We start from the raw sequence: 17,759 nt of genomic DNA, 5'->3' as shown, positions 1-17,759 counted from the left end.
CGGGAGCCGCATGCACCTCGACCAGGGACAGCGCGACCAGTTCGTCGAAGAACGACGGCGCCGCGCCGGCCTTTTGCGCCAGCTCCAGCACCGCTTCGAGGCTGCGCTTGCCGTCGACGAGCAACAGCACGGTGCGGTGGCGCTGGCTCAGCTTGCGCGTGCGAAGGCGCAACTCCTCCTGCCCGAGCGCGGTCTTGGAGGGTGGGGCAGTCAAGGTGCTTGCGGAGTCAGCCGTGCCGGGCGCATTGTGGCGCGTCCGGCCGCCCACTCCCACCCCCGCAACCCACCTGCTAGCATCGCCGCCGAGTTGACGTTTACGTAAAGGTCAACCGCGCGGGAACCGCCCTCCAGGAACTGCCATGACCGATCTGTCCGCCGACCACCAGGCCCTCGCCGACTACCGCCCGACCCGCAAGCTGCGCTTCGTGACCGCAGCGTCGTTGTTCGACGGCCACGACGCCTCGATCAACATCATGCGGCGCATTCTCATGAGCATGGGCGCCGAGGAGATCCACCACGGCCACAACCGCTCAGTCGACGAGGTGGTGACTGCGGCGCTGCAAGAGGACGCCCAGGGCATCGCGGTCAGTTCCTACCAGGGCGGCCATGTCGAATACTTCAAGTACATGGTGGAGTTGCTGCGCGAGCGCGGCGGCGCGCACATTCACGTCTACGGCGGCGGCGGCGGTGTAATCGTGCCGTCCGAGATTGCCGACCTGGCCGCCCACGGCGTGCGCATCTTCAGTCCCGAAGACGGGCAGCGCATGGGGCTGGCCGGCATGATCGGCGAGATGGTGATGCGCTGCGACCAGTCGTCCGCGGACGTCGCACCCATGGACGCGACCCGCCTGCGCGGCCACGGCCAGGCCGCCTGGCGGGTGCTGGCGCAGACCATTACCGCGCTCGAGAACGGCAGCGCAGAGCCGGCCCTGAAGGCAGCGCTGCACGCGGCGGCGGCCACCGCGAAGGTGCCCGTGCTCGGCATCACCGGCACCGGCGGCGCGGGCAAGTCGAGCCTCACCGACGAGCTGATCCGGCGCATCCGCCTCGACCAGGCCGACCGGCTCCACATCGCCGTGATCTCGATCGACCCGTCGCGCCGCAAGAGCGGCGGCGCGCTGCTCGGCGACCGCATTCGCATGAACGCCATCGCGCCGTGGACGCGGCCCGAGGGCGCGGCAGCACGAGACGGCGGCGCGCGCGTCTACATGCGCAGCCTCGCCACGCGCGAAGCCGGCAGCGAAATCAGCGCGGCCTTGCCCGACGTGCTGGCCGCGTGCAAGGCGGCCGGCTTTGATCTGGTGATCGTCGAGACGTCGGGCATCGGCCAGGGCGACGCGGCCATCGTCGCGCATGTCGACGTGCCGGTGTACGTGATGACACCGGAGTTCGGCGCCGCCAGCCAGCTCGAGAAGATCGACATGCTCGACTTCGCCGAGTTCGTGGCGATCAACAAGTTCGACCGCAAGGGCGCCGCCGACGCGCTGCGCGACGTGGCCAAGCAGGTGCAGCGCAACCGCGAGGCGTTCGGCAAGCGGCCCGAGGAGATGCCGGTGTTCGGCACCATGGCCAGCCGCTTCAACGACGACGGCGTGACGGCGCTTTACCAGGCGCTCGTGACGCGCCTGGCAGAACTGGGCCTGCCGCTGCAAGACGGCCGGCTGCCTCGGTCGAGCGTGCGTCACAGCAGCAACCAAACGCCGATCGTGCCGGCCGCGCGCACCCGCTACCTGGCGGAGATCAGCGACACCGTGCGCGGCTACAAGCGGCGCGCTCGCGGGCAGGCGGCGCTGGCGCGCGAGGCGCAGCAACTGCGCGCCGCGGCGCGCATGCTGACCGCCGGCAAGCCCGACAAGCCGCGCGCCGCCGAAGCGGCGGCCAACCTCGCCGAGGAGCGCGAGGCGCGCCTGGACGGCGACGCCCGCAAGCTGCTCGGGCAGTGGCCCGAGATGCAGATCGCCTACGCCGGCGACGAGTACGTGGTAAAGATCCGCGACAAGGAAATCCGCACCGCGCTGGTGACGACGACGCTTTCGGGCACCAAGGTGCGCAAAGTGGCACTGCCGCGCTATGAGGACCACGGCGAGTTGCTCGCATGGCTGATGCTGGAGAACGTGCCCGGCAGCTACCCCTACACGGCCGGCGTGTTCGCCTTCAAGCGCGAAGGTGAAGACCCGACGCGCATGTTCGCCGGCGAGGGCGACGCCTTTCGCACCAACCGGCGCTTCAAGATGGTGAGCGAGGGCTTGCCGGCCAAGCGGCTTTCCACCGCCTTCGACTCGGTCACGCTCTACGGCCACGACCCGGCGATCCGGCCCGACATCTACGGCAAGGTCGGCAACTCGGGCGTGTCGATCGCGACACTTGACGACATGAGGGTGCTGTATTCGGGCTTCGATCTCACCAGCCCGAGCACGTCGGTGAGCATGACGATCAACGGCCCGGCACCCACCATTCTGGCGATGTTCATGAACACCGCGATCGACCAGAACCTGGCGAAGTTCAAGCTCGACAACGCTCGCGAGCCGACCGACACCGAGACGGCCAAGATCCGCGCCTGGGTGCTCGCCAACGTGCGCGGCACGGTGCAGGCCGACATCTTGAAGGAAGACCAGGGCCAGAACACCTGCATCTTCTCGACCGAGTTCTCGCTCAAGGTGATGGGCGACATCGCGGAATTTTTCGTGCACCACGACGTGCGCAATTTCTACTCGGTGTCGATCAGCGGCTACCACATCGCCGAGGCCGGCGCGAACCCGATCTCGCAGCTGGCGATGACCTTGTCCAACGGCTTTACCTTCGTGGAGGCCTACCTCGCACGCGGCATGCACATCGACGACTTCGCGCCCAACCTGAGCTTCTTCTTCTCCAACGGCATGGACCCCGAGTACAACGTGCTCGGCCGCGTGGCGCGCCGCATCTGGGCGGTGGCGATGAAGGAGAAGTACGGCGCCAACGAACGCAGCCAGAAATTGAAGTACCACGTGCAGACGTCGGGGCGTTCGCTGCATGCGCAGGAGATCGCCTTCAATGACATTCGCACCACCTTGCAGGCGCTGATCGCGGTCTACGACAACTGCAATTCGCTGCACACCAACGCCTACGACGAGGCGATCACCACGCCCACCGAGGAAAGCGTGCGCCGGGCGATGGCGATCCAGCTGATCATCAACCGCGAATGGGGCCTGGCGAAGAACGAGAACCCCAATCAGGGCGCCTTCATCATCGACGAGCTGACCGAGCTGGTGGAAGAGGCGGTTCTGACGGAGTTCGAGCGCATCAGCGAACGCGGTGGCGTGCTCGGCGCCATGGAGACCGGCTACCAGCGCGGTCGCATCCAGGACGAAAGCATGCATTACGAGATGCAAAAGCACACCGGCGAGCTGCCCATCATCGGCGTGAACACCTTTCGCAATCCGCACGGCGACGCAACGCTCCAAGTGGTGGAACTGGCGCGCTCGACCGAACAAGAAAAGCAGTCGCAGCTCGAGCGGCTGGCCGAGTTCCAGGCGCGCCACGCCAAGGAATCCCCGGCGATGCTCGCTCGCCTGCAGCAAGCGGCAATCGAAAACCGCAACGTGTTCGAGGTGCTGATGGATGCCGTGCGGGTGTGCTCGCTCGGGCAGATCACGAGCGCGCTGTTCGAAGTGGGCGGGCAGTACCGCAGGAGCATGTGAGCGGTCGCACCACCGGCGTGGCTGGACTGCAGCTCGTTGCACAGCCCCCGCAAGGCTGCCGTCATGCCTGGATCCCGCCGCGTCGCTTCTTTCACGCCCCCAACAGCCGCTCGGCGGGCGTGCGCATCCTCGATCTCCCCATGGCGATTTCGACACCCTGCTCGGCAGGGTGACGACGCAGCTGCGTCGTCAACTGGCTGCTCGGCGAGCGCTTCAGCGCCTGAACGTCGGCGCGTGGACGCGCTCGGACCGATCGCTACGCCAGCCGCTCGATCAGAAACAGCGCCGCAGCGGGCGCCCGCTCCTTGGCACCATTGATGAAGTAGACGAATACGTCGCACGGCTTGGTCCTTGCAGCAGATTCGCCGGCGCGCGGTAGTCCCACCGGTTCGCCTCCGGCGGCCCACTCCCGCGCGGCCGCGGCCCATTGGTCGAGCGCCTTGGGCGCGTAGCCGTGCTTCAGACCGGCCTCGGCGCGCATCAACCGCGCATAAACGAAGTCGCCGGTCAGATCCGCGAACGATGGGTGCTCGTTCGAATCCGTGAACACCGTCGCCACGCGGTGCCGACGTACTAGCGCAAGGTAGTCGGCACACATGAAGCTGGCATGACGCACCTCCATGGCGTGGCGCAACGTCAGGCCACCGACTTCGCGAGGCAGTAGCGTGAGGAAGGCTCCGAAGTCCTGCGGCTCGAAGTGCTTGGTCGGAGCGAATTGCCAGACGATCGGACCCAGCTTGTGGCCCAGTTCGGCGATGCCGCTGCCAACAAAGCGCTCGATCGATTCGCCCGCCTCCGCCAGCACGCGCCGGTTCGTGGCATGGCGCGGGGCCTTGAGCGAGAACATGAACCGCTCGGGCGTGGCGTCGCGCCACTTGGCAAAGCTGGCCGGCTTCTGAGTGCTGTAGTAGGTGCCGTTGATCTCGATGGCGCTCAGACGCGAAGCGGCGTATTCGAGTTCGCGGGCCTGCGGCCAGCCTTCGGGGTAGAAATTATTGCGCCAAGGCGCGTAGGTCCAGCCGCCGATGCCGACGTGAATGTTGAGTGGTTTCGCCATAACAATTCTCCTGCGCTCACTCGTTCGCGTCGCGCCGCACGCCCCTCGCGCCGACAAGCGATGGACACCCCCGTGCAACCCCTGATGCTTGTTCGATTCTGAGTCAAGCCGCAAGGCGGCTTCAAAGCCGCTCAGGGTACGTCCTAGGTATCTGGCAATGGGCCGTGGGAATACAAAAGCGTCGGGGAGCGCTACGGAGCAATCCCAAAGCTTTACCCACCACTTCCTACACTGGAGACGACGATGAAATTGTCTATGCATTCGGGTTGGCGCCTGATGCGCCCCCTCGGATTGGCACTGCTTGCAGTGCCTGCGGTCGTGCAAGCGAACGCCGATGTGGAAAAGAACATTGCCAATTCCAAGAATTGGGCCGTTCAAGCTGGAGACATGTACAACCAGCGCTACAGCCAGCTCAAGCAGATCAACACGGGCAACGTGAAGAACCTGCAAGTGGCGTGGACGTTCTCCACCGGCGTGCTGCGCGGCCACGAGGGCTCGCCCTTGGTGATCGACGGCAAGATGTTCCTGCATTCGCCGTTCCCGAACAAGGTTTTCGCGATCGATCTCGACACGCAGAAAATCCTGTGGAAGTACGAGCCGAAGCAAGATCCCGCGGTCATTCCGCAGATGTGCTGCGACACCGTCAACCGCGGTCTGGCGTATGCCGAAGGCAAGGTCATCCTGCAACAGGCCGACTCCAACCTCGTGGCACTCGACGCCAAGAGCGGCAAGGTGCTGTGGAGCGTGAAGAACGGTGATCCGAAGCTGGGCGCCGTCAACACCAACGCGCCGCACGTCTTCAAGGACAAGGTCATCACCGGCATCTCCGGCGGTGAGTGGGGCGTGCGCGGCTTCATCGCCGCCTACAACCTGAAGGACGGCAAGCTGGCCTGGAAGGGCTACAGCGTCGGTCCCGACGCCGAGATGCTGATCGACCCCGACAAGACCATGACCTGGACCGACGGTGCAATGAAGCCGGTCGGCAAGGACTCTTCGCTGAAGACCTGGAAGGGTGACCAGTGGAAGATCGGTGGCGGCACCACCTGGGGCTGGTACAGCTACGACAAGGCGCTCAACCTGATGTACTACGGCACGGGCAACCCGTCGACGTGGAACCCGGCGCAGCGTCCTGGCGACAACAAGTGGTCCATGACCATCTTCGCGCGTGACGTCGACACCGGCATGGCCAAGTGGGTCTACCAGATGACCCCGTACGACGAGTGGGACTTCGACGGCATCAACGAGATGATCCTCGCGGACATCAACGTGAAGGGCAAGCCGACCAAGGCGCTGGTGCACTTCGACCGTAACGTCTTCGGCTACACGATGGACCGCGTCACGGGCGCGCTCCTGGTGGCCGAGAAGTACGACCCGAAGGTCAACTGGGCCTCGCACGTCGACATGAAGACGGGCCGTCCCCAGGTGCTCAAGCAGTACTCGACCGCGCAGAACGGCCCGGACGTCAACACCAAGGGCGTTTGCCCGGCGGCGTTGGGTACGAAGGACCAGCAGCCGGCCTCGTTCGACCCGAACACCAAGCTCTTCTACGTGCCGACGAACCACGTCTGCATGGACTACGAGCCGTTCAAGGTCGAATACACCGCGGGTCAGCCGTATGTGGGCGCCACGCTCTCCATGTTCCCGGCCCCGGGAAGCCATGGCGGCATGGGCAACTTCATCGCCTGGGACGCGGGCACTGGCAAGATCGTGCAGAGCAAGGCTGAGAAGTTCTCGGTGTGGAGCGGCGTGCTCAACACCGCGGGCGGTCTGTCTTGCTACGGCACGCTCGAAGGCCACTTCAAGTGCGTCGATGCCAAGGACATCAACAAGGAGCTCTACAGGTTCAAGACTCCGTCCGGCATCATCGGCAACATGTTCACCTACGAGCACAAGGGCAAGCAGTACCTCGGTACGTTCTCGGGCATTGGCGGCTGGGCCGGTATCGGCATGGCGGCTGGCCTCGAGAAGGACACCGACGGTCTGGGCGCCGTGGGCGGCTACCGTGAACTGAACCAGTACACGGAACTCGGCGGCTCGCTGACGGTCTGGGCATTGCCGAACTGATCTGTGAACTGTTAGGTCGTGGGGCTCGCCCCCACGACGACTTGACTGCGGGGATGGTGAACGGTCAACGCTCACCATCCCTTTTTCGTTCAACGAGAGTCTTCAATTCCCCGGGTTGATCATGATGTATCGCTTTTCCCTTCTCGGCGTCGTGCTGTGCGCCGGCGTTTCGCTCGCACAGGCGCAGGACGCCAAGCAGCCGCTCTACAACGTGGTTGACGGCTACAAGGTCGATGCCAACACCATGAAGGGCTTTCGCACCTGGCGTGCCGCCGCCTGCGACCGCTGCCATGGCGCCAACCAGGAAGGCATGGTCGGCCCCTCGTTGGTCAACAGCCTCAAGACACTGACGAAGGAAGAGTTCGTCAAGACGGTGCGCGATGGCCGGCTCGAAAAGGGCATGCAGAGTTTTGGCACCAACAAGCAAGTCATGGACAACATCGACCAGCTTTACGCCTACTTGAAGGGTCGCTCCGACGGTGCCATCACACGCTCCAAGGTCGAAGAAGTCCAATGAAAAAACAACGCCGGAGCTTGACTGCCCGCGGGCTGGTCGCGCTGGCTTTGCTGGGGGCTGCTGGAGCGCCCGTCGTTGCGCAGGACGCACCGCCGCGCCAGTCGTTCCGCGTTTGTCAGGACCCGAACAACCTGCCCTTTTCCAACCTCAAGGGCGAGGGCTACGAGAACAAGATCGCCGAATTGTTCGCCAAGGATCTTGGGTTGCCGGTCGAGTATTACTCGTTCCCCCAGCGCCTGGGTTTCATTCGCAACACGCTGCGCTACAAGGTGCCCGGCGAAGACTTTCGCTGTGACATCGTGATGGGCGTGCCCGCGGGCTTCGACCAGGTCTCTGCGACCAAGCCTTACTACCGCTCGACCTATGCGCTCGTGTTTGCTCAGGGCAAAGGCCTGGACGGCGTGAAGTCGGTCGAAGAATTCCTCAAACTTGACCGTTCCACGCTCGAGAAGTTGCGCATCGGTGTCTACGACCGCTCGCCCGCAAACGACTGGCTCAACAAATACAAGCTTGTCGAGCAGGGCGTGCCCTACCAGATCCTCAATGCAGACCCGAACCAGTATCCAGGTCAGATCATCGAGAAAGACCTCGCCGCCGGAAAACTCGACGCTGCCATCGTGTGGGGTCCGATCGCCGGTTACTTCGCCAAGCAGGTGCAACAAGCGAAATTAACGATGTTGCCAATGCGCTCCGAGCCCGGCGTCAAGTTCGACTACTCCATGGCCATGGGCGTGCGTTACGGCGAGCGCGAATGGAAGCAGCAGATCGAGACGCTGATCGAAAAACGCCGGCCCGAAATTCTCGCGATCCTGCGTGACTACGGCGTGCCCCTGCTCGAGGACGAGCCGGCGCCTGCGGCGCCGCGGCAGTGAGTCGGCACGCGAGTCGGGTGACCAGCTGCCTATGCGACTGAAACGGCGTTTTGCGAGCACCTTGCTCGGCAGTGCTGCGGCGCTCGCCGCGGTGGCACAACCGATCGATCGCGCCGCGCTGATCGAGGTGGCGCCCAGTGTGCTCAAGATCGAGGCGCTCACACCCGAGGGCCGCTTTCAACTCGGCTCAGGCGTCATCGTCGGCGCGGGCCAAGTGGTGACGAACTGCCACGTCACGCGTCACGCCGCGCGCGTGCATGTGGTCAAGGGCGGGGTGCGTTGGACCGCGACGCTGCAATCTGCGGACTTACAACACGATCTTTGCCTGCTGCGGGTGCCGCAATTGGAAGGAGAGCCGGTGCGCATCGCACGCGCCTCGGCGCTGCGCGTGGGGCAGAGTCTCATGGCGATGGGCTATACCGGCGGCGTCGGCATGCAACTGAGCGAGGGCGAAGTCGTCGCCCTGCACCGCTACGACGGCAGCGAGATCGTGCAGAGCAGCAACTGGTTCAACTCCGGCGCCAGCGGCGGCGGGCTGTTCGACGCCAGCGGCGCGCTGGTGGGCATCCTGACGTTCCGGCTGCGCGGCGGAGCCGCCCATTACTTTGCCGCACCCGCCGACTGGCTGCTCGCCCGACTGCCAATCGAGCGCGACTTCGTCTCCGTCGCGCCCTTGCAAGGCAAGACCTTCTGGGAGGAAAGCGCCGACGCGCAGCCTTTTTTCCTGCAGGCCGCCACCCTCGAGCAAAACGAGCAGTGGCAGGCGCTGGCGCAGCTGGCCGAGCGCTGGTCGCGTGAGGCGCAAGACGACCCTGAAGCGGCCTATTTGCTGGGCCTGGCCTACGATGGCTTGAAGCGCCACAACGCCTCGATTGCAGCGCTGCAACGCTGCCTGGAAATTGATTCGAACTACGTGCGCGCCTGGGCGCGGCTGGCCACTGTCTACAAACGTCAGGGCCAGCAGCAAGACATGCGCCGTGCGCTGACCCGACTCGCCTCGCTGGACCCGAAGCAGGCGAATGAACTCTCGATCGAACTGGAACGTCAATGAAGCTATCGCAAGTCTTTTCCCCGCCGGCACACCGCACGGCCGTCGGTGCCGTGGCGTTCGCCTTGGCCGCTGCGCTGCCGGCGCTCGCCGCTGACCAGAACGAGTTCTCGCAAGCTGAAAAGCTTGTCTTTACCGACCACCACCTGGCAAACGTCAAAGCGCCGGGCTCGCTGCACTACACCTTCGTCAAGTCGGGCAGCCAGGAAGCTGGCTTCCGCGACGATGTGCAAATCGATGTGAAGCGCAGCGCAGAAAAATGTTGCTCGGTGCAGGGCAAATTTCTTTCGGGCGAGCGTGAAGTCAAGCTGCCCGAGATTGCCGAGGCCCAACCCAACCCGGTGATCCTGTATTTCCTGGAGTACGACATCCGCGAAATGGCACGTCTGACCAGCCGCAAGTCGGGCAACTATTTCAGGAATCGCATCCGCAAGACTCTGGTTGACGAGGCGAAGGTGCGGGACACGACCGTCACCTTTCAGGGTCGTCAGGTGCCTGCTCAGGAAGTCACGCTGACGCCGTATGCCACCGATCCGGCGCGCAATCGCTATGAACGCTATGCGGACAAGCGCTACACCTTCGTGCTGGCCAGCGCCGTGCCAGGCGGCGTCTACCAGGTGCGCACCGCGCTGCCGGGCGCGCTGCCGAGCGACGCTCCGGTGATGGAAGAAACCCTGACTCTGGCCGGGCCCGACGCAGCGCCTGCCGGCAACAAGAAATGAGTGATCTCATGAGCCCTGTCCTGCGCAAACTGCTGTCCGCCCTGGCGCTCGGGGCGACGCTCGCGATCATCGGCAGCTCGGCTGCGGCTCACGACTACCCCACCGCCGACCGCGTGCTTTACGTGCAGGAGTGCATGCGTCAGTATCCCGGCGCGCACTACGAGATGGTCAACAAGTGCTCCTGCGTGATCGACAAGATTGCCGCCCAGGTGAGTCCGGACGACTTCGACACCATGAGTACTGCCACCAACGCCAACAGCATCAGCGGAGAACGAGGCAATATGATCCGCGACTCCGCCGGCATGCAGGACCAGATCAAGCGCTTCCGCACCTTGCAAGCGGCTGCCAAGAAGAGCTGCTTCATCAACGTCGACGCCAAGTAGCTTGGCGGTGAAGCGACTCCACTGCGCCGCGGCATGGCGCCGTGGCGCCGCACTCACTTTGCTCTGCGGCACGCTGGCGTGCGCCGTTGCGGCCACTGCACCTGCCGCAGCCGCACTGCAGCCGCTTGCTCCCGGCGTCTACCTGCACCGCGGCGTGCTCGCCGACTGGGGGCCCGCCAACCAGGGCGATGTGGCCAACAGCGGCGTGGTGGTGGGCACGCGCTGCGCCGCGGTGATCGACAGCGGCGGCAGCGCCGCCGTCGCGCGGCGCCTGCTCACGGCACTGCGGCAGCAGACCAGCCTGCCGGTGTGCTATGTGATCAACACGCACGCGCACCCGGATCACGTGCTGGGCAACAGCGTGTTCGCCGAAGCCGCCAACCCCGGACGTGCGCCGCCGCTCTTTGTCGGCCACGCGCGCCTGGGGGCCGCACTGGCGGCGCGTGGGTCAGCCTACTTGAATGCGCTCAGACGCGACTTCGGCGCGGCGGATGCCGATGCAGTGCGCCTCGTGCTGCCGACGGTGCAGGTCGAAGGCACCCTCGCGATCGACTTGGGCGGCGGCCGCACGCTGCGCCTGACCGCCTGGCCCACCGCCCACACCGATGCGGACCTGAGCGTGCTCGATGAGCGCAGCGGCACGCTGTTCCTTGGCGACTTGCTGTTCGTCGAGCACACGCCGGTGGTCGATGGACGGCTTGGCGGCTGGCTCAATGTGCTGGCGCAGTTGCGCGCCTGGCGGGACGTCAAGACCGTCGTTCCAGGCCACGGTGCGCCGAGCACCGACTGGCCTGGCGCCCTTGATAAGCAACAGCGTTACCTGGAACACCTGCAGGCCGACGTACGCCGCGCCATCAAGGAAGGCCTGGGCCTGTCCCAGGCGGTGGAGCGCATCCGCCCCGACAGTCCGTCATGGCGCCTGCTCGACATCTTTCACGAACGCAACGTCATCGCCGCGTATGCCGAACTGGAATGGGAGTGAGCCGGTTTAACGAGCAGCGCCTGCGCTGTTCGTCGGCGAGCCCGAACAGCATGCAGGCCGTTGGGGCCGACGACAAGTCAACAAGCCGGCTCCACGAGCCCCACCTGCGTGACCTGCGCTCGCCACCGCCACTGGTTACTCTCGGCGGCTCGAGCATTGCGACGAGAACAACGGCCGTCGCGGCCCTCGTCAAAGCCCGTATTTCGAATTCTTAGCACGCTTTTCCGACATGTCGCGAACCAGGTAATGGACCGCGCGCGTCCACGACACGTCCTCGTTGCCGCGCATGTCGACCGACTTGCTCAGCAACACCTTCTGCTGCGCCACGTCGTGAATCTCGACATTGAAGTTGAGGATCAGTTCGCTCACCTTCTGCACCCAAGTGGCCATCACCAGATCGGCGCCCGCCTTAAGGCCGATCTGATAAGCGCAATCGTCGCATCGGTAGAGAAACGCCTGCTGTGCGTGCAACTTGCGCTGCAATTCGGCCGTGGGCGCCGAATCGACCACCCGGTAGAGCTGATAGTCGGTCAGTTCTTTTTGCAGCTGCGCGTGCGCCGCACTCAACCTCAGTTCCTGCGCCTTTACGGTGGCAGGGTTGTTCTGCTCGTCAACCAGCTCCATGTCGAGCACGACGATGCTGCGCAGACTTGGCGCGGTGCCCTGACCCAGCACAGGCAGTGCCGCCAGACCGAGAGCGGCAGTGAAACAGGTGAGCAAGGGTCGACGTCGCATGATGGTTTCGGATCGTTGGTTGACTGAGAATTTCTCTGGAATGATGCGCCAGAGCGAACGCAGGTTTGCCGGAGCGTACCGGATTGCGCGTGATCAGGCCCCCGCCCCCGCTTTGACCAATCGCCGCCAGAATGGCTCTGATGAGCGCACCACCCCCGACCGTCCCCGCGCAGCATTTCACCGACCCTGCAGCGGCCCTTGCCGAGGTGCGTGTGCGTTACGCGGCGGGCCTAACCGGGCTGCGTGATCAACTGCGCCGCTTCGTGGCCGGCGAATCGCTGAGCCGGCGCGCCCGCGCCTGCTACCCCTACGTGGCGGTACACACCGCCACGGTGGCGCGCGCCGAGACGCCGCTGGCCTACGGCTTCGTCGCCGGCCCGGGACGCTACGAAACCACGCTCACGCGGCCCGACCTGTTCGGCAGCTACCTGCTCGATCAGTTCACCCTGCTGCTGCGCAACCATGGCGTCGCGCTGGAGATCGGCACCAGCACGCAGCCAATCCCGGCCCACTTCTCGCTTGCCGAGCATGAACACCTCGAAGGCACGCTCAGCGCCGAGCGGCGCGCGCTCATGCGCGACTGGTTCGACCTGCCCGACCTCGCCGCCATGGACGACGGCATTGCCAACGGCACCGACGAGCCGGTGCATGACGCCCAGGGCCAGGTAGTACATCCGCTGGCGCTCTTCACCGCCCCGCGCATCGACTACTCGCTGCACCGGCTGCGCCACTACACGGGCACCGCACCCGAGCACTTCCAGAACTTCGTGCTGTTCACGAACTACCAGTTCTACATCGACGAATTCGTCAAGCTCGGCCACGAGCTGATGCACACCGCGCGAGGCGAGGCGCCCCTGTTCGAAGGCGGCTCCAGCGGCGAAGACGACAGCTACGTCGGCTTCGTCGAACCTGGCAACGTGGTGATGCGGCGCACCGGCTGCACCCTCGAGCCGGGCGACTTTCTCGGCACTGCGCCGCCGCGCATGCCGCAGATGCCGGCCTACCATTTGCTGCGGCGTGACCGCGCCGGCATCACCATGGTCAACATCGGTGTCGGCCCGAGCAACGCCAAGACCATCACCGACCATATCGCAGTGCTGCGCCCGCATGCCTGGATCATGCTCGGCCACTGCGCCGGCCTGCGCACCACGCAGCGCCTGGGCGACTACGTGCTGGCGCACGGCTATGTGCGCGAGGACCATGTGCTTGACGAGGAACTGCCCTTGTGGGTTCCGATCCCGCCGCTCGCCGAAGTGCAGGTGGCGCTCGAATCGGCGGTGGCCGACGTGACTCGGCTCGAGCGCAGTGAGTTGAAGCGCGTCATGCGCACCGGCACCGTCGCCTCGACCGACAACCGCAACTGGGAGTTGCTGCCGTTTCACCACCAACCGAGCACACCCGAGCGCCGCTTCAGCCAGAGCCGCGCGATCGCGCTCGACATGGAAAGCGCGACCATCGCCGCCAACGGCTTTCGCTTCCGCGTGCCTTATGGCACGCTGCTGTGTGTGTCCGACAAGCCGCTGCATGGCGAGATCAAGCTGCCGGGCATGGCCGATCATTTCTATCGCGAGCGCGTCAACCAGCACCTGCGCATCGGCCTGCGCGCTATCGAGCTGCTGCGCAGGAACGGTGTTGACCAGTTGCACAGCCGCAAGCTCCGAAGCTTTGCCGAAGTGGCGTTCCAGTAGCGGTGAGGCGCACGCCGCAACGACGCTTGTGCTGAATCAAGCGATCCAATAACCTGCGACCATCCGCGACCGATTCGCGGCGCCCCCAGGTCGCCAAGGAGTGCGCCATGCCCCTGCCCCCGCGCCCCAGCAACACCGCAGCACTGCGCACGCTGGCACTTGTCGGCGCCAGCGCCGCCGGCAAGACCACGCTGATCGAAGCGCTGCTGCACCGCGCCGGCGTCATCGGCGCGCCCGGCAGCGTGGAGCGCGGCAGCACGGTGAGTGATTTCGACCCGCTCGAGCACCAGTTCCAGCATTCGCTCAACAGCACGCTCGTCCACCTGCATCACCGTGACACGCGGGTACACCTGATCGACACGCCCGGCTATCCCGACTTCATCGGCCCGGCACTCACGGCACTTGAAGCGGTCGAGACCGCGGCCGTGGTGATCGACGCGTCGCGCGGCATCGAGCCAGCGACGCGGCGCTTCATGGATGTGGCGGCCAGGCGCGGCCTGTGCCGGTTGCTGATCGTCAACCAGATCGACGTGCAGGGCGTGGATCTCGCCGCGCTGGTCGATCAGCTGCGCGCTGCGTTCGGCACCATGTGCCTGCCGCTCAATTTGCCGGCCGCGGGCGGGCGCGAGGTGGTCGACTGCTTCTTCGATCCCGAGGCCCGGCCCGGTCATGAAGCTGACTTCTCCTCGGTCGCCGCCGCGCATCGCGCGCTGGTCGAGCAGGTGGTCGAGGTCGACCCGGGCTTGGTCGAGCGCTACCTCGACGAGGGCGATGTCGACGCGCGCGAGCTGCACGCGCCGCTCGAGCAGGCGCTGCGCGAAGGCCATCTGATCCCGATCTGCTTCGTCTCGGCGCGCCAGGGCACCGGCATCGCCGAATTGCTGGACGTGCTGGTGGCGCTGATGCCCAACCCGAGCGAGGCCAACCCACCGCAGTACCTGCACGGCGAAGGCCAGGACGCGGTGCCCATCGAAGTTCGCCCCGACCCGGGCCTGCATGTGCTTGCGCATGTCTTCAAGCAGACCAACGATCCCTATGTCGGCAAGCTCGGCATCTTTCGCATACACCAGGGCACGGTTGCGCGCGACAGCCAGCTCTATATCGGCGACGCGCGCACGCCCTTCAAGGTCGGCCATGTGTTCCTGCTGCAGGGCAAGGCGCTGGTCGAAGTGCCGAGCGCCGGCCCGGGCGAGCTGTGCGCGGTTGCCAAAGTCGACGAGATCCGCGTCGACGCGGTGCTGCACGACGCCGCCGAGGACGCGCACATCCACCTTCTGCCGTTGCAGTTTCCGGTGCCGGTGCATGGTCTGGCGATCGAGCCGGCGCGCCACGGCGACGAGCAGCGCATGTGGGAGATCATGCAAAAGCTGGTGGCCGAAGACCCGTGCCTGCGCATCGAGCAGGTTGCCGCCACCAACGAGACCGTCGTGTGGGGCTTGGGCGAACTGCACCTGCGCGCCCTACTTCAGCGGCTGCGCGAAGTGCATCGCTTCGAAGTCAAGACCCGGCCGCCGCGTATCGCCTACCGTGAGACGGTGACGATCGCGGCCGAGGGCCAGTACCGCCATAAGAAACAGACCGGCGGCGCGGGGCAGTTCGGCGAGGTACACCTGCGAGTCGAACCTTTGCCGCGCGGCGCCGGTTTCGAGTTCATCGATGCGGTCAAGGGCGGCGTGATCCCGTCGAACTTCATGCCGGCCGTGGAGAAGGGCGTGCGCCAGGCCATGGCCGAAGGCGTGATCGCGGGCCATCCGGTGCTCGACGTGCGCGTGGTGGTACACGACGGCAAGCACCACAGCGTGGACAGCAAGGAGATCGCCTTCATCACCGCCGCGAAGAAAGCCTTTGCCGCGGCCGTGCGCGACGCGAGGCCGATCGTGATGGAGCCGATCGTGGCGGTGGAAATCGCCGCCCCCGAGGCACACATGGGCGACCTCACCGGTGACCTCGCGGCGCGCCGTGGGCAGGTCAGCGGCAGCACGTCGGTGCAGCCCGGGCTGCTTGCCGTGCAGGGTCTGGTGCCGCTGTCGGAGCTGGCGAACTACCAGTCGCGGCTCAACGCCATGACCGGCGGCCAGGGTCGCTACACGCTGGCCTTCAGCCACTACGAAGCGGTACCGCCCGCGGTTCAGCAACAGCTCATCGCCCAACACGGCGTGCGGGACGAAGACTGAGCGTTGCGGTATCGCGCCGGCCCGACGCACCGGCGAGCAATGCCGGCAGCCCGTTGATGATCTGGAGCCAGGTCGCCACGCACGCGCGGGCCGCATGACGCAAGCCATAGCGGCTCGCGGAGCCGCATAGACTGCCGCATGGCCGGCCCCGACGCAGCGTTTTGGCAGCAACGTTTCGAGCGCGGCGAAACGCCGTGGGACCGCGGCGCGAGCAGTCCACAGCTCGCGACCTGGCTTGCCGAGGGCGCGTTGCGGCCAGGGCGCATCGCAGTGCCCGGCTGCGGCAGCGGACACGAGATCGAGACGCTGGCTCGTGCCGGTTTCTCGGTGACCGGCCTCGACTATGCGGCAGCGGCCATTTCCATAACCCGCCAGCGCCTGGCGCGTGCAGGGCTCAGCGCCGATGTGCAGCATGCCGACGTGCTCGCGTGGCTGCCGGTCACGCCGCTAGACATGGCCTACGAGCAGACCTGCCTGTGCGCACTCCATCCCGACCACTGGAGTGCCTACGCAGAGCGTCTACGCCGCTGGCTGCGTCCCGGCGGAACGCTCGCTGTGCTGGCGATGCAGGCACGGCGAGAGGGGGCGGGCGAAGGACGGATTGAAGGCCCGCCCTATCACGTGGACATCAACGCGTTGCGTGCCCTGCTGCCGGCCAGCCACTGGGACTGGTCCGCCCCGCCCTATGCTTGCGTGCCGCACCCGGCGCAGGGTTGGTTCGAGCTGGGGCTGCTGTTGCGACGACGCAGCGGGTCCGTATAGCGTTCGCTTACTGCTTGAATTCACGACCGCTCGTCTGCGGGTTGCCCCGCGCCGACAAATGTAAGCCGAGCCTGAGACAATACGGGCATGGCCTCACGCAAAGACACCACGACCCGCATCCAGCAAGACGGGCTGCGCTACACCAGCAAGGCACCCGGATCGCCGTTCTCGCCGCGCCCTGGCGCGTTTTCCGGTGCGACCAACACGATGTCTTGCTTCTTCTGCGGGGCCCACCAGCCCCCCAACCGACGCACCATGCAAAAGGTGCTCGGACGCAGTCAGCCGGTTTGCGAGCCGCTGTGCGAGAAGAATCCACGCAGCAAGAAGCTCGCGGCTGCAGCCGCGGCTGCGGCGGCGATCGGCGAAACCAGCACCGGCTGAGCTGCTCGCTTTACGCGGGCGCAACCGGCCGCGTGCTTGGCTTGGCTTTGCTTGCTTCGCCTCAGCACCTGTGTTCGGCTCTTGCGGCGTTGTGAAGTTGCTCCACTTTCACGGACACCTTACGCTGTTGCAAGAAGGAGTCCGCAATGCCCAGAACCAGACCGCCTTATCCGGTGGAATTTCGTCAGCAGATCATCGAACTCGCGCGTGCCGGCAGAACCCCGGCGGAGTTGGCGCGTGAGTTTGGTTGCACCGCACAGGCGATCGCCAATTGGATTGGCGCCGCGGGGTCTTGACGTACGCCGCACCAAGCCTGCCGTGGAGTCGTTGAACAGCGGTGATAGCGAGGAGCTGAATCGCCCCGGATTTCGTGGAGGCTGTTTGGTTTAAGTCAGGCAGCCACCGTGGCGACTTGACTGGCGAGTTGCCGGTAATAGTTTGGCTCAGCTTCTGCAGGCGGGATGTAGCCGATGGGCTCCAGCAGGCGGTGGTTGTTGAACCAAGCAACCCATTGCAGCGTGGCCAGTTCTACGGCCTCTTTGGTCTTCCACGGCGCTCGACGATGAATGAGTTCGGCCTTGTACAGCCCGTTGATCGTTTCGGCCAGGGCGTTGTCGTAGCTGTCGCCCTTGCTGCCCACCGAGGGCTGGATGCCCGCTTCGCCCAGTCGTTCGCGGTAGCGGATCGAAACGTACTG

Annotated in this window: 15 protein-coding genes and 2 pseudogenes; 13 read left to right on the top strand and 4 right to left on the bottom strand. The window is 65.5% G+C overall.

The window, feature by feature from the left end; all coding sequences use genetic code 11:
- Positions 1-214, bottom strand: a pseudogene (locus RMO12_RS08220) (hypothetical protein); the annotation flags it as partial.
- 145 nt (positions 215-359) lie between these two features.
- On the opposite strand from RMO12_RS08220, the gene icmF reads away from it, so the two are divergent.
- The gene (gene icmF / locus RMO12_RS08215) at positions 360-3,677 is read left to right on the top strand and encodes a fused isobutyryl-CoA mutase/GTPase IcmF (RefSeq protein WP_309638920.1); all 3,318 of its coding nucleotides are present in this window, start codon (positions 360-362) and stop codon (positions 3,675-3,677) included.
- A gap of 256 nt (positions 3,678-3,933) precedes the next feature.
- Here the strand turns inward: icmF and RMO12_RS08210 are convergent, their stop codons facing one another.
- Entirely contained in the window at positions 3,934-4,734 is an 801-nt protein-coding gene (locus RMO12_RS08210) for a DUF72 domain-containing protein (RefSeq protein ID WP_309638919.1), read from the bottom strand.
- 243 nt (positions 4,735-4,977) lie between these two features.
- Here RMO12_RS08210 and RMO12_RS08205 point away from each other — a divergent pair, with 243 nt between their 5' ends.
- The 7 genes from RMO12_RS08205 (at position 4,978) to RMO12_RS08175 (ending at position 11,322) form a co-directional block, all read left to right on the top strand.
- Positions 4,978-6,798, top strand: a complete 1,821-nt coding sequence (locus RMO12_RS08205; RefSeq protein ID WP_405029647.1) for a methanol/ethanol family PQQ-dependent dehydrogenase — start codon at positions 4,978-4,980, stop codon at positions 6,796-6,798.
- A 121-nt stretch (positions 6,799-6,919) separates the two neighbouring features.
- Positions 6,920-7,315 carry a c-type cytochrome gene (locus tag RMO12_RS08200; RefSeq protein ID WP_405029646.1) on the top strand — a complete coding sequence of 132 codons (396 nt, stop codon included), beginning with the start codon at positions 6,920-6,922 and terminating at the stop codon, positions 7,313-7,315.
- Positions 7,312-8,187, top strand: a complete 876-nt coding sequence (locus RMO12_RS08195; RefSeq protein WP_405029645.1) for a substrate-binding domain-containing protein — start codon at positions 7,312-7,314, stop codon at positions 8,185-8,187. The genes RMO12_RS08200 and RMO12_RS08195 overlap by 4 nt, the downstream gene beginning before the upstream one ends.
- 31 nt (positions 8,188-8,218) lie before the next feature.
- Positions 8,219-9,238, top strand: a complete 1,020-nt coding sequence (locus tag RMO12_RS08190) for a trypsin-like peptidase domain-containing protein (RefSeq protein WP_309638917.1) — start codon at positions 8,219-8,221, stop codon at positions 9,236-9,238.
- A 62-nt stretch (positions 9,239-9,300) separates the two neighbouring features.
- Positions 9,301-9,957 (top strand): hypothetical protein, encoded by a 657-nt coding sequence (locus tag RMO12_RS08185; protein WP_309638916.1) that lies wholly within the window; start codon positions 9,301-9,303, stop codon positions 9,955-9,957.
- 8 nt (positions 9,958-9,965) lie between these two features.
- Complete coding sequence (locus RMO12_RS08180; RefSeq protein WP_309638915.1) at positions 9,966-10,340, top strand: hypothetical protein; 375 nt, start codon at positions 9,966-9,968, stop codon at positions 10,338-10,340.
- Between the two features lie 7 nt (positions 10,341-10,347).
- The gene (locus RMO12_RS08175; protein WP_309638914.1) at positions 10,348-11,322 is read left to right on the top strand and encodes a quinoprotein relay system zinc metallohydrolase 2; all 975 of its coding nucleotides are present in this window, start codon (positions 10,348-10,350) and stop codon (positions 11,320-11,322) included.
- 189 nt (positions 11,323-11,511) lie between these two features.
- On the opposite strand, the gene RMO12_RS08170 is transcribed toward RMO12_RS08175, so the two are convergent.
- Positions 11,512-12,057 carry a DUF3280 domain-containing protein gene (locus RMO12_RS08170; protein ID WP_309625054.1) on the bottom strand — a complete coding sequence of 182 codons (546 nt, stop codon included), beginning with the start codon at positions 12,055-12,057 and terminating at the stop codon, positions 11,512-11,514.
- Positions 12,058-12,197: 140 nt separating this feature from the next.
- On the opposite strand from RMO12_RS08170, the gene RMO12_RS08165 reads away from it, so the two are divergent.
- The 5 genes and pseudogenes from RMO12_RS08165 to RMO12_RS08145 all read left to right on the top strand — a co-directional run.
- Complete coding sequence (locus RMO12_RS08165) at positions 12,198-13,745, top strand: AMP nucleosidase (protein WP_309625055.1); 1,548 nt, start codon at positions 12,198-12,200, stop codon at positions 13,743-13,745.
- A 107-nt stretch (positions 13,746-13,852) separates the two neighbouring features.
- On the top strand, positions 13,853-15,919 hold the full coding sequence (gene fusA / locus RMO12_RS08160) for an elongation factor G (RefSeq protein WP_309638913.1): 2,067 nt from the start codon (positions 13,853-13,855) through the stop codon (positions 15,917-15,919).
- Positions 15,920-16,057: 138 nt separating this feature from the next.
- On the top strand, positions 16,058-16,681 hold the full coding sequence (locus RMO12_RS08155; protein WP_309638912.1) for a methyltransferase domain-containing protein: 624 nt from the start codon (positions 16,058-16,060) through the stop codon (positions 16,679-16,681).
- 87 nt (positions 16,682-16,768) lie between these two features.
- Complete coding sequence (locus RMO12_RS08150; protein ID WP_309625058.1) at positions 16,769-17,062, top strand: hypothetical protein; 294 nt, start codon at positions 16,769-16,771, stop codon at positions 17,060-17,062.
- 146 nt (positions 17,063-17,208) lie between these two features.
- Positions 17,209-17,337, top strand: a pseudogene (locus RMO12_RS08145) (transposase); the annotation flags it as partial.
- 116 nt (positions 17,338-17,453) lie between these two features.
- Here RMO12_RS08145 and RMO12_RS08140 read toward each other — a convergent pair.
- The coding region (locus tag RMO12_RS08140; protein ID WP_309638911.1) for an integrase core domain-containing protein at positions 17,454-17,759 on the bottom strand (306 nt) is incomplete at its 5' end.

Origin of the sequence: Methylibium sp., from assembly GCF_031393925.1 — a bacterium.
Taxonomy (GTDB): domain Bacteria; phylum Pseudomonadota; class Gammaproteobacteria; order Burkholderiales; family Burkholderiaceae_C; genus Methylibium.
Note: the sequence above shows the minus strand (reverse complement) of the source record. Positions and strands in the feature narration are given on the sequence as shown.